The 11,793-nt window shown below is 68.0% G+C and carries 12 protein-coding genes; 5 read left to right on the top strand and 7 right to left on the bottom strand.

All coding sequences use genetic code 11. From position 1 onward, the window contains the following. Window positions 1–224: 224 nt before the first annotated feature. Together ACLJK8_RS15750 and ACLJK8_RS15755 are read left to right on the top strand one after the other, a co-directional pair. On the top strand, window positions 225–818 hold the full coding sequence (locus tag ACLJK8_RS15750) for a hemerythrin domain-containing protein (protein WP_413151298.1): 594 nt from the start codon (window positions 225–227) through the stop codon (window positions 816–818). Between the two features lie 43 nt (window positions 819–861). Next, a complete protein-coding gene (locus tag ACLJK8_RS15755) occupies window positions 862–1,647 on the top strand; it encodes a sulfite exporter TauE/SafE family protein (RefSeq protein ID WP_413151299.1) in 786 nt (261 codons plus the stop codon). 18 nt (window positions 1,648–1,665) lie between these two features. On the opposite strand, the gene ACLJK8_RS15760 is transcribed toward ACLJK8_RS15755, so the two are convergent. Next, a complete protein-coding gene (locus ACLJK8_RS15760; protein ID WP_413151300.1) occupies window positions 1,666–3,195 on the bottom strand; it encodes a VOC family protein in 1,530 nt (509 codons plus the stop codon). Continuing rightward, complete coding sequence (locus tag ACLJK8_RS15765; protein ID WP_413151301.1) at window positions 3,192–3,833, bottom strand: glutathione S-transferase family protein; 642 nt, start codon at window positions 3,831–3,833, stop codon at window positions 3,192–3,194. The genes ACLJK8_RS15760 and ACLJK8_RS15765 overlap by 4 nt, the downstream gene beginning before the upstream one ends. A gap of 211 nt (window positions 3,834–4,044) precedes the next feature. Here ACLJK8_RS15765 and ACLJK8_RS15770 point away from each other — a divergent pair, with 211 nt between their 5' ends. Both ACLJK8_RS15770 and ACLJK8_RS15775 read left to right on the top strand, forming a co-directional pair. Further along, window positions 4,045–4,725 carry a hydrolase gene (locus tag ACLJK8_RS15770; RefSeq protein WP_413151302.1) on the top strand — a complete coding sequence of 227 codons (681 nt, stop codon included), beginning with the start codon at window positions 4,045–4,047 and terminating at the stop codon, window positions 4,723–4,725. A gap of 43 nt (window positions 4,726–4,768) precedes the next feature. Next, a complete protein-coding gene (locus ACLJK8_RS15775) occupies window positions 4,769–5,410 on the top strand; it encodes a hydrolase (RefSeq protein WP_413151303.1) in 642 nt (213 codons plus the stop codon). Window positions 5,411–5,480: 70 nt separating this feature from the next. On the opposite strand, the gene ACLJK8_RS15780 is transcribed toward ACLJK8_RS15775, so the two are convergent. Beyond that, window positions 5,481–6,209: an SDR family oxidoreductase gene (locus ACLJK8_RS15780; protein ID WP_413151304.1), complete on the bottom strand. Its 729-nt coding sequence runs from the start codon at window positions 6,207–6,209 to the stop codon at window positions 5,481–5,483. 762 nt (window positions 6,210–6,971) lie between these two features. Between ACLJK8_RS15780 and ACLJK8_RS15785 the strand changes: the two genes are divergently transcribed. After that, window positions 6,972–7,796 carry an amidohydrolase family protein gene (locus ACLJK8_RS15785; RefSeq protein WP_413151305.1) on the top strand — a complete coding sequence of 275 codons (825 nt, stop codon included), beginning with the start codon at window positions 6,972–6,974 and terminating at the stop codon, window positions 7,794–7,796. A gap of 182 nt (window positions 7,797–7,978) precedes the next feature. Here the strand turns inward: ACLJK8_RS15785 and ACLJK8_RS15790 are convergent, their stop codons facing one another. From ACLJK8_RS15790 to ACLJK8_RS15805, 4 genes are read right to left on the bottom strand one after another with little or no spacing between them, the layout of a single operon-like run. Next, window positions 7,979–9,070, bottom strand: a complete 1,092-nt coding sequence (locus ACLJK8_RS15790) for an FAD-binding oxidoreductase (RefSeq protein ID WP_413151306.1) — start codon at window positions 9,068–9,070, stop codon at window positions 7,979–7,981. A 47-nt stretch (window positions 9,071–9,117) separates the two neighbouring features. Then, window positions 9,118–10,374, bottom strand: coding sequence for a M24 family metallopeptidase (locus ACLJK8_RS15795; RefSeq protein ID WP_413151307.1), 1,257 nt, complete (start codon window positions 10,372–10,374; stop codon window positions 9,118–9,120). Between the two features lie 21 nt (window positions 10,375–10,395). Next, on the bottom strand, window positions 10,396–11,502 hold the full coding sequence (locus ACLJK8_RS15800; protein ID WP_413151308.1) for a mandelate racemase/muconate lactonizing enzyme family protein: 1,107 nt from the start codon (window positions 11,500–11,502) through the stop codon (window positions 10,396–10,398). Between the two features lie 26 nt (window positions 11,503–11,528). Continuing rightward, on the bottom strand, window positions 11,529–11,678 hold the full coding sequence (locus tag ACLJK8_RS15805) for a zinc-binding dehydrogenase (RefSeq protein WP_413151309.1): 150 nt from the start codon (window positions 11,676–11,678) through the stop codon (window positions 11,529–11,531). Between the last annotated feature and the right edge of the window lie 115 nt (window positions 11,679–11,793).

Consider the following 11,793-nt stretch of genomic DNA (forward strand, 5'->3'; position numbering starts at 1 on the left):
GCCAAGACAAATGCCTTGTCGGGGGAGTTCGTTCCAGAGGACGCCTTGCGAACTCCGCGTTCCATGGAGCCGAACGGCCGCGCCATTGTCCAGCCGCCACCGCTTCCCATTTCGAGAAACGAGGCGGTTCGGCCGTCGCGCAAGGGTTTCCCGCCCCTTGGCAATGATGGCGAGCCATGATGGCGAGCCGGACCGCGCGGCGGGCGCCGGCGAAAGGAGGAGCCATGGACGATCCACTGAAACTCGGAGACCGGAGCGGCCTCCCCGACGATCTGCTGTTTCTTGCAAGGAAGCATCCGCGTGAAACCTGGCGCGGGCGGGCCGGACTCGCCGGCACCGGCGAGATCTGGCTCGGCAACCACGACCATTTCCGCGCTGTCATCACGAAGATCGCCGAACAGCTGACGAAGCTGAGCGAGGAGGGCGAGACCACCTATGACAGCGGCCCTTCGATCAGGCGGCATGTCGGCGGCTTGCTCGGCGGGCTCGACGGCCATCACCGGGTCGAGGATCACCACTATTTCCCGATCTTCCAGCGCGCTGAGCCGCGGCTCCTGCGCGCCTTCGAGGTGCTCGACACCGATCATCACGCGATCCACGACGCGATCGACGAGCTCGCGGCGACGACGGGTGACAGCCTGCGCCGGCTGAGGCAGACGGAAGGCGTGATGACGAGCGACCAGCGTTTCGCCATCGACGCGCTCGCCGAGGTGGTGGAGCGGTTCGCGCCGATCCTGCGCCAGCATCTGGCCGATGAGGAGGACATCGTCATTCCGCTGATCCTGGAGCGCGCGCGAAGCGACCCGGAATTCTCGTGATGCGCTCCAAGGTCGCGGCGGCGCGGGGAAAGGACAGGACATCATGATAACGTTCATCGCCCTCTTCATCGCAGGGATCGCAGGCGGGGTGCTGCTGGGGCTGATCGGGGTCGGCATGGCGCTCGTCGCCGTGCCGGTCCTGACCTTCGCCTTGCCGCATCTCGGCGTGCCCGAGCCGCTCGCCCCGGTCGTGGCGCTGGCGACCTCGATGGGGATCGTCACCATCGGCTCGGTCAGTTCGGTGCTGGCGCATCACAGGCTGGGCAACATCGACTGGTCGCTCTTCGCCCGGATCGTGCCGTTCAGCCTCGCCGGCGTACTGGCGGGATCGGTGCTGGTGACACGGCTTCCCCCCGGGGCACTCCGGCTCATCTTCGCGGCCTTCCTGGTCTTCGTCGCGGTCAGGATGCTGCGGGGACGCGGGACGCCCGCCGCCGCGCAACGGTCCGGTCCCGGCCAGGATCGCGCGGCGGGCGCGGCGATCGGCGTGGCGGGCGCCCTGATCGGCGCGGGCGGTGGCGTGTTCATGGTGCCTTACCTCGCGGGCCGCGGATGGAAGATGGTGTGCGCGGTCGCGACCTCGGCGGCCATCGGTCTGCCGGTCACGGTCATTGGCGCGATCTTCCACGCGCTGCGGCCGCTCGACGGGATCACCGCGCCGATGCTCGGCTCGATCCATGTCGAGGCCCTGCTCGGTCTCGGGATCGGCGCCGTCCTCGGTGCGCCGGTCGGCGCGAAGCTCGCCAGCCGCCTGCCGGGGGAGGCCCTGAAGAGAGGTTTCGCATTCGTCCTTCTGATCCTCGCCGCCGGGCTGATCCTCGAAGGTTAGGCCGGCGTGCCGGCGGGGTCAGGCCGTCGCCGCGGCGAGCCAGCTCCTCGCGACCCCGGTATCCTCCGGCGACAGCTCGTGCCCCGCGTCGATGGTCCGCGCGTCGAGTTCCGCGCCGGCGGCGTCGAGCGAAGCCACGAGCGCTTCGGTGAGGGCCCCGAAAGGATCGTGCTCGCCACGTGTCAGCAGGACCCGCGTTCCCGCGAGATCAGCCGCGGGCGGCGCGTCGAGCACTTCGACCCCGCGCAGCAGGATCGCTCTCCGGACCACGCCCGGATGAAGCCGGAGGATCGCCGCGAGGAGGTTCGCCCCGTTGGAATAACCGAGGAAGGTCATGCGGTCCGGGTCGAGGCCATAGCCAGAGATCGCCCCCTCGACGAAGGCTGCGAAGGCGGTGGCCTCGGCGCGGATGTCTTCCTGATCGTAGGTGACCGGATCGAACCGGCGGAACCAGCGCAGGGTCCCTTCCTCGGTCGAACGGCCCCGGACGCCGAGCAGCGTGGCGCGCGGATCGAGCCGCGCGGCGAGCGGCATCAGATCCGCCTCGTCCCCGCCCGTCCCGTGAAGCAGCACGATCACCGAGCCGTCGGGATCGTCCGGGACATGGAAGCGGTGGATGAACGGCAGATCGCGCGCGGGCATCCTCTCCTCGCCCGGGAGCGCGAATTGCGGCAGGATCACGCGCAGCTCTTCCGCCCGCGCCCCGTCGCTCGGCGGGATCATCAGCGTCTCGCCGAGATGCTCGGGCTCCTCGTCCACCGTGAAGCCCGGAGCGTCGGTCGCGTATTCGAACAGCGTCCCCGCCGGCTCGCGCACATAGAGCGACAGGAAGTACTTGCGGTCATGCACGTTGGTCAGGCCGTCATGGTCGCGCAGGCCGAGGCGCATGCGCCGCACCGCCTCCACGTCCGGGGCGCGGAACGCCACATGGTCGAAGACACCTGTACCGGGCCCGCCGATCACGAAGCCCGCCGACTGGCGCAGGTCGATCACGTCGCGGTCCGAGGCCATGCGGATGAACGGCCCGTCGCGGAGCGCCTCGCGATAGCCGAAGCGCTCCGCGAAACGCGCCGTCGCCTCGGCGTCCTCGGTCAGAATCGTGACCGAGCGGATGCGCGTCGGCGCGATCGGATCTGCGAGCGGCGCCGTGGCGGGCAGGTCCGCGCCGACCAGTTTCACGATGATCCCGTCCGGGTCGCGGAGCCGCAGGACCGTCTCGCCCAGCTCGCGCGCCGGTCCCGTGGCCGGCACCCCCGCCGCGATGGCCCGTTGCAGCCAGTCCCCGATGCTGGCCCGCGGGATTGCGAAGGCGATCTCGCTCACCTGTCCGAGCCCGACCCGGCCCGGGGAGCCATCCTGCCAGACGAGGAAGGTGACGAGCGAGCCGGGGCTTCCCAGTTGGTCGCCGTAGAAGAGGTGCAACTGCTCCGCGTCCTCGTAGCCGCCGGTCCGCTTGACGAGCCGGAGCCCCAGGAAGCCCAGGTAGAAATCGACGTTGCGCTGAACGTCACGAGTGAGCGCCGTGACGTGGTGAATGCCGGTCGTCACTTCGCCTTGCCCTTGCCGGCTTCCTCGTCGAGAACCTTCCGCACCTCCGGGTCCGCCGCGACACGGTCGTGGAGCGCCTGCACGTTGGAATGGTCGGCGAGGCCGCCCGGCAGCAGCTTTCTCGCCCAGCGCAGCATCGGGAAGGAATAGGCGTCGATGACCGAGCGCGTGCCTCGGTCGGGACCGAGCACCCAGTCGCGTCCCTCGAGATGGGCGTCGAGGATGCCCATCTGCTTCAGGACCAGCTTCTGGCCGGCGGCGACCACGGCGTTCTTTGCCTCGTCGCCGGTCTCGGTGGTGTAGCGATCCGGCATGAAGATCGGCCAGAAGGATGCGTGCATGTCGCTGGTGAAGAAGGCCGACCAGCGATGCGCCTCCGCCTTCTCGCGCAGGCTCTCGCCGCCGGAAAGCCCGGCCTCGGGATGCTTCTGGGCGAGATAGTCGAGGATCGCCCCCGCCTGCGTCAGCAGCCAGCCGTCATCCTCGCGCAGCGTCGGCACCGCGCCCGCCGGATTGACCGCGAGCAGTTCCTCCGAGCCGTATTCGACCCTCACCGCCTCGTAGGGCGCGCCGATCCATTCCAGAACGATGTGCGGGGCCAGCGAACAGGCGCCGACGGCGTAATAGAGCGTGGTCATGTGAGGCCTCATTGATCCGGCAGATTGATCGCAGGGCGACTCAATGACGGAACCGACGGGTCGTCAACCTGAAAGGACGGAACTCGGCGTTCTGAAAGATCGAACGAGTATTTGTTGACCGTTTCCCTTCTCACTCTACCATCGCGGATGTGGCCGATCGAAGGGCAATCCGCGGACAGCGGCCCGGCGGCCACGCGCGAGAGGAGGAACCATGACCAACCCTGCGAATTTCGGCGACAAGCGTCCGGTGATCGATCCCGACGACGCGGTGATGCTTCTGATCGATCATCAGAGCGGCCTGTTCCAGACGGTGAACGACATGCCGATGACGGCGCTCAGGCGCCATGCGAGCGCGCTCGCGTCGATCGCGACGCTCGCCGACATTCCGGTCGTCACCACGGACTCGGTGCCGCAGGGGCCGAACGGGCCGCTGATCCCCGAGATCCACCAGAACGCGCCGCATGCGAAATACGTGGCCCGGCGGGGCGAGATCAATGCCTGGGACAATCCCGAATTCGTCGAGGCGGTCAAGGCGACGGGACGCAAGACGCTGATCATCGCGGGGACGATCACCAGCGTCTGCATGGCCTTCCCGGCGATCAGCGCGATCGCGGAGGGCTACCGGGTCTTCGTCGTCATCGACGCCTCGGGCACCTATTCCAAGATGGCGCAGGAGATCACGCTGGCACGCGTCGTGCAGGCCGGGGCGGTCCCGATGGACACCGCGGCCGTCGCCTCGGAGATCCAGAAGACCTGGCACCGCGACGACGCGGAGAAATGGGCCGAGGTCTACACCAGGATCTTCCCCGAGTATCAGCTGCTGATCGAGAGCTATCAGAAGGCGCGGTCCGTCGAGCACGAGGGCGAGGCGCTCGACTCCGAGCGCGGCTGACAACCGTCGAACCAGGAAGCCCAAGAATCCAAGGAGGACTCCCATGACCAGCGAAACCCGCCGTGATCCGGTCGCGGACCGGCTGCTGACCCCCGAGAACTCGGCGCTGATCGTGATCGATTATCAGCCCGTGCAGGTCAATTCGATCGCATCGATGGACCGCCAGCTTCTCGTCAACAACATCGTCGGCACCGCCAAGGCGGCCGTCGCCTATGGGCTGCCGGTCGTGCATTCGACGGTGAACGTGAAGACCGGGCTCAACAAGCCGCCGATCCCGCAGCTTAGGAAGGTGCTCGACGGCTATCCGACCTACGACCGGACCACGATCAATTCCTGGGAGGATGAGGAATTCCGGAAGGCGGTCGAGGAGACCGGCCGCAAGAAGCTGATCTTCACCGCGCTCTGGACCGAAGCCTGCCTGACCTTCCCGGCCATCGACGCGCTGGCGGAGGGATATGAGGTCTATGTCGTGGCCGACGCGGTCGGCGGCACCTCCGTCGCCGCGCATGAGGCCGGGCTGCGCCGCATCGAGCAGGCGGGCGGCGTGATGATCAGCGTGCCGCAGCTCTTCTGCGAGCTGCAGCGCGACTGGAGCCGCTCGGAGACGGTTCCGGCCTTCATGAGCCTCTTCATCGAGACCGGCGGAACCGCCGGCATCCAGTTCTCCTACGACAAGTCGGAGTAACCCGGCACGCCACTCCGGTTTCGGGGTGGCTCTCCCCGCGCGCGCGGGTCGAATTCCGTCAGCCGCGTGGTCAGATGGCCCAGCCGCCGTCGATCGCATGGGCCTGCCCGGTCGTGAAGGAACTGTCGTCGCTCGCGAGATAGACGGCGAGCGCGGCGATTTCCTCGGGCGCGCCGACGCGGCCCATCGGCTGGCGGGCGATGAAATCCCGCATCGCCTTCTCGTAGTCGCCGGTCGCGCGCAGCCGGTCGTGCAGCGAGGGGCTGTCCACGGTGCCGGGGCAGATCGCGTTGCAGCGGATGCCCTGCGTGACGAAATCGGCCGCGACCGATTTGGTCAGGCCGATCACCGCCGCTTTCGATGCCGCATAGGCGCAGCGGTTCGGCACGCCCTTGAGCGACGAGGCGACGGAGGACATGTTGATGATCGACCCGCCCCCGCGCCTCAGCATTCCGGGCAGGGTGGCCTTGATGAGCCGGTACTGCGCCTTGACGTTCAGATCGAAGGCGAAATCCCATTGCTCGTCGGTGCATTCGAGCACGGAGCCGGCGTGAACCACGCCCGCGCAGTTGAAGAGCACGTCGATATCGCCGATTTCCGCCAGCAGCGCCTCGATGGCGCCCGCGTCGGTCACGTCGAGGCGCCGCGCGCTGGCGCCGTCGATCCGCGCCACGGCCTCCTCGTTCACGTCCGTCGCCCAGAGCGTGGCACCTTCGCGCAGGAAGGCCTCGGCCGAGGCCCGGCCGATCCCCTGTCCGGCGGCGGTGATGAGGCAGGTCTTTCCGGTCAAGCGTCCCATGTTCTCTCCTTCGCGCGCAGAGGGCATTGAGGCCCGATGGCTCTGAAACGCCCGCGGGTCAAGCCGAATCCGGCACGGCCGGGGATTTCGGAACGGCCATCCATCGACTGCCCGGGCCGCCTGTCCCGGTCCGCCCCGATGGTGGACAGGTGCGACGAAAGGGCGCGCGCCAGGTTGGTGCGTGGCGGCGCGTCTCCGGAGCCATGGCCCGCGACGATGACCGACGCGCATCGCGCGGGGGTGCGAACTCGGGGGAACGATTCCGGGGCGCGACGCTGGTGGCGCGGGCCATGTTCGCCCGCCGCGAAGGGCGTACGCGGCGGGCGATCACGGGAGTTCGGCCAGGGCCGTGGGCCTCCCGTGACCCTCTTCACCTCGCTGGCGGCCGTCCAGCGGCGCTCCCTGGCGACAGCGGTCGCCGAGGGTCGCAACGCGAACCGGACGCGGGGGGCGTTAAAGTTCTCGCCCCTCTTCGCAGCGAGTGGCAGGGTGAACGCAAGTTCCCGTATTGTCTCGCCGAAATCCACGAAGATCTCAACCAAGAAAATCGTGAAGCCGGTTCTGGCCTCACGGCGGTGCCCGGAGCCTGCCGGGGCGCCGGCCGATCTGTCCCGCGGGAACCGCCGGTTCTGGCGGGGCGCTCAGCGTTCGACTACCATCCCGTGCCGAAGCGTCCCGGGCGGCGCTGTCCGGAGCGGTCCGCGCCGCCCCCGGGCTCGACGCGACAGTGGCGCGGCGCCCTCAAGGCGAAGGAGGACTGGCATGAGAGTGGACAGCCACCATCACCTCTGGGCGATCTCGCGTGGCGATTATGGCTGGCTGACACCCGATCTCGCGGAGATATATCGCGACTTCACGATGGACGACCTCGACCCGCTGCTGGACGCCGCCGGTATCGACCGGACGGTGGTCGTCCAGGCCGCCGCGACGGTGGCGGAAACGGAGTTCCTGCTCGAGACCGCCGCCGGCGCCGACCGGATCGCCGGTGTCGTCGGCTGGATCGACATGGAGGCGCCGGACGCGTTGGTGACGCTCGATCGGCTCGCGCTCCACCCGAAGTTTCGCGGAATCCGCCCGATGATCCAGGATATCGCCGATGACGAGTGGCTCCTGCGCGCCAGCCTCGATCCGGTGTTCGAGGCGCTGGTCGAGCGCGGCCTGACCTTCGACGCGCTGGTTCTGCCCCGCCACCTCGGCCCGCTGCTGGCGCGGGCGCGGCGACATCCCGGCCTGCGGTTCGTCATCGACCATGGCGCCAAGCCCGCGCTCGCGACCGGAGAGATCGAGGCGTGGAAGAAGGACATCGCGAGGATCGCGGCCGAGACCGCGTGCTTCTGCAAGCTGTCGGGCCTGCTGACCGAGGCGGGAGATGCGCCGACGCTGGATCGAATCCGTCCCGCGGCGGAGCATCTGCTGGCCTGTTTCGGCCCGGATCGACTGATGTTCGGCAGCGACTGGCCGGTCCTCAACCTCGCGTCCGATTATGCACGCTGGGCCGGAATGGTCGAAACGCTGCTCGCGGATCTTCCGGCCGCCGAGGCCGCGCGGGTTCGGGGCGACACGGCGCGACGCTTCTACGGCCTCTGATCCGTACTCTCGGCCGCCCCCGTGTGAGGTTCGATCTCCTGCGATACCGCTCGGCGTGTCGCGCGCCGGGCGCGATCCGGCGGATCGGAAACAGGTTCCGATCGCGCCGTTCTCACCGCTCGATCGGTTGTCCCGCGTGAGTCGTGCCGCCGGCACACCCGCCGCGGCGCGAGCGGTCGCCGTTACCGGTCGATCACGATATCCGAGCGGGGGGTCGAGCAGCAGAGCAGGATCATTCCGGCGTCCACCTCGCGCTGACGGATGCCTCCGGCATGGTTCATCTCCACCGTCCCCTCGAGCTTGCGCGACTTGCAGGTGCCGCACAGGCCCTTGGCGCAGGAGGCGGGCAGGCGCATCCCCGCGAGCCGCGCGGCGGCCAGGATGCTGGTGTTCTCGTCGCACTCGACCGTGCGGTTCGACTTCGCGAAGGTGATCTCGAAGCTTCGGACCGTGGCGTCGGGCGGCGGCGGGGCGGCCTCCTGTTCGGCCTGGGGCAGCGCGTCGAAATCGAAGCTTTCCTCGTGATAGCGCCGCATGTCGAAGCCCGAGGCCGCGAGATGGCCGCGCACCGCCGCCATGAAGGGCGCCGGACCGCAGCAGAAGATCTCGCGCTCGAGGAAGTCCTCGGCGACCGTCGCGAAGAGATGCGGGGAGAAGCGCCCGCGCAGGCCGCTCCAGAACCGCTCGTTCTCCATCTGCTCGGCGACATAGGCGATCTTGAGGTTCATCCGCCGGATCGCCATCGACTCGAGCTCCCGACGGAACACGATGTCCTTCGGCGTCCGGGCGAAATGCACGTAGAGCGTGTCGAAATCCTCGCCCATGTCGAAATCGCGCCGGACATAGGACATCATCGGCGTCGCACCGACCCCGCCGGACAGGAACAGCCGTTTCTCGGCGGGATGCGCCCAGGTCGAGAACTCGCCGAGCGGTCCCACGGCGCGGACCACGTCGCCGACCTGAAGGTGATCGTGGAGCCAGTTCGACACGACCCCGCCGGGTGAGCGCTTCACGGTGATCGTGATCGAGAACGGCCGGGTCGGCGTCGAGGAGATCGTGTAGGAGCGGTTGACGGTCTCGCCATCGATCGGGAATTCGAAGGTCAGGAACTGGCCCGGCGCGAAGTTGAACTGCCGCGGCTCCGCCGGTGTGAAGGCGAAGGTCTTGATGTCCTGCGTCTCGGAATAGATCGCCCGGCAGATCAGCCGGTCATCCTCATCGCAGTTCCAGTGCGGATAGAGCTCCGCGAGTGTCAGATTGTGCCGGACGACCATGATTTGCTACCTTCTTCAACAATGCGGACCGCTCGATGCGCGCGGTCTCAGATGTCCTCCCAGGGGAACGTGTCGAGCCGCTCCGCGCCATGGTCCGTGACCAGGATCTGGGTTTCAAGCTTGATGCTCTCCGTACCCTCGGCGGCGATCAGGCTTTCGACGCAGACCACCTGTCCCGAAGCGAACTCGCCGGTGTAGCCCGGGTCGAAATCCGGACGCAGCGGCACGAAGGGCCATTCGTCCGCCATCCCGACCCCGTGCACCGCCACGCTGTAGCGATAGGGCCGGTGGCGTTCGGGGATACGCCAGGAGCGCTCGTTGAACTCGGCGAAGGTGAGGCCGGGACGGATGAGCGCCATGTTGTGCCCGATCTGGTCGATCGCGGCCGCGTAGTTCGTCCGCTGATCCGGACGCATGGGAAGATGCCCGCAGGTCCAGGAGCGTGACACGTCGGCGCAATAGCCGTAGGGGCCGATCATGTCGGTGTCGAAGCTGATCATCTCCCCACCGCGGATCACCCGGTCGGAGCATTCCTGGAACCAGGGATTGGTCCGGGGCCCGGAGGTCAGGATCTTGGTCTCGAGCCAGTCGCCGCCGGAACGGGCGTTCTCGTGATGCAGGATCGCCCAGAGCTCGCGCTCGGTGATGCCGGGCTCCGACGCCTCGTACATCCGCGCCATGGCGGCCTCGCAGACCCGGATCGTCCAGCGCATCAGCGCGATTTCCTCGGGGCTCTTGATCGCGCGGGCCTGTTCCGCGAGTTCCTGTCCCTCGACGAAGGCGAGCCCTTCGGCGCGGAGCGCGTCGAGACCCAGCGGCTCGATCTTGTCGATGGCCAGACGGAGGTTGCCGCCGCCGTGCCGGCGCACGAGCGCCGCGATCTCGGCGGCGAAGGCCCGCGCCCGGTCCTCGCCCTGGTCTCCCGCGGCGTGGTAGAGGAAGCTCCGCGCGACGCACACCTCGTCGACACCGCCGAGCCCCTCGGCGAGATGCGCGCAGCTCGCGTATTCGAAGAGTATGGCCGGGCCGCCGTTCAAGATCAGCGCGTAGCGCGTGGCGTTGTGCAGGGTCCAGACCTGCATGTTCGAACTGTCGAGCGCGTAGCGGATGTTGCAGGGATCGAAGAGCAGGATGCCCGCGACATCGTGGCGTTCGAGTTCCGCCCGGAGACGCCCAAGCCGGTAGGCGCGCGCGGCCTCCAGCGTCGCATGCGGAACCGGGCTTCGCAGGGGCCGGTCGGCCCCTTCCGGATTGAGATAGGCCGCCTTGCGGGCGTCCTTGAAGACCTGAGCCTGATCGATCATGGGAACCTTCCGAGAACCGCCTCAGCCATAGCTCGCGACCGGCGCGCCCAGCACGTCCAGCCGCGGCGTCACGCCCAGCCCGGGCGCGTCGGGTGCCGTCACGCGCCCGTCCGTCACGTCGAAATCGCCATCGGCCGTCCTGAGCGCGACCATGTCCCGGCTTTCGAGCACGCATCGGAGGTTTCTCTCCGGCACGGTCTGGCCGAGGTGGACGATCGCCGCGAAGGCGATGTCGGAACCGGTCGTCTCCTGCACGCTGATCGTGTAGCCGGCCGCGAGGCAGATATCCCGGTGCCGCCGCCCGCGCGTCAGCCCGCCGTTCTTCGAGATCTTGAGCCCGATCCCCTCGGCCGCGTCATCGGCGATCAACTGCGCGATCGAGGCGTCGCTGAGCGCGAGTTCGTCGAAGATGATCGGAACATCGGTCCGGCGCCGGAGCGAGACGCATTCGCGCCAGGTGGCGCAAGGCGCCTCCAGCACGAAGTCGAGCCCCTGCGGGATCAGCCGCAACATGCGGAGCGCCGATTCCACCGTCATGCCGCCATTCGCATCGACGATGAAGAACTCGCCCGCCCGCGCATCCGCCAGCGACGTCGCGACGCGGGCGGCGTCGGTGACGGGATCGCCGCCGACCTTGATCGAATGGCCGACATAGCCCCGCGCGCGATGCGCGGCGACGCGCCCGCGCATCTCCTCGGGCTCGCCCATGTAGATCGACGAGATGACGGGCATCCTCGCATCCGTGCGCCCGCCGAGCAGGTCGCAGACCGGCATGCCGACGGATTTGCCGAAGATGTCCCAGCAGGCGACGTCGAGCGCCGTCTTGGCGTGTTCGTGACCGACAAGCGCCTGGTCCATCGCATCGTTGATCCGGTCCACGCGGCGCGGGTCGAGGCCGAGCAGGTTCGGTGCGATCTCCGCGATGCCCGCGCGCACCCCCATCGCATGCGAGGCGATGTAGGTGGCGCCGAAGGGCGTGCTCTCGCCCCAGCCCTCCAGCCCGGTGTCCGTGGTGATCCGCGCGATGGTGGCGTCGAAGCTCGTGTATTCGCGCCCTCCCGACAGCCGGTAGACCCCGCCCGCGTAGGGCAGATCGACCTGGAAGACATCTATTCTTTCGATCTTCATCGTGGATACGCCTGGGCCGACCCGGTTCATTCCGGGATTTCGAGAACGAGTTTGCCGATGGTGCTCTTCGACAGGAAATCCTTCTGCGCCTCGACGATGTTGCGCAGCGGATATGTCTTCGCGACGATCGGCCGGATCTCGCCGCGCTCGATGTAGGTTACGAGGTTCTCGAACACGGTGACCTGCCCCCCGGAAACTCCCTCGCTCTGATGTAGGGTCTGCTCGACCTCGAAGGAGCAGACGAATGAGAAAGAGCCGATTTTCCGAGACGCAGATCATTTCGATGATCAA

The organism is Amaricoccus sp. W119 (assembly GCF_047275745.1).
Taxonomy (GTDB): Bacteria; Pseudomonadota; Alphaproteobacteria; order Rhodobacterales; family Rhodobacteraceae; genus Amaricoccus.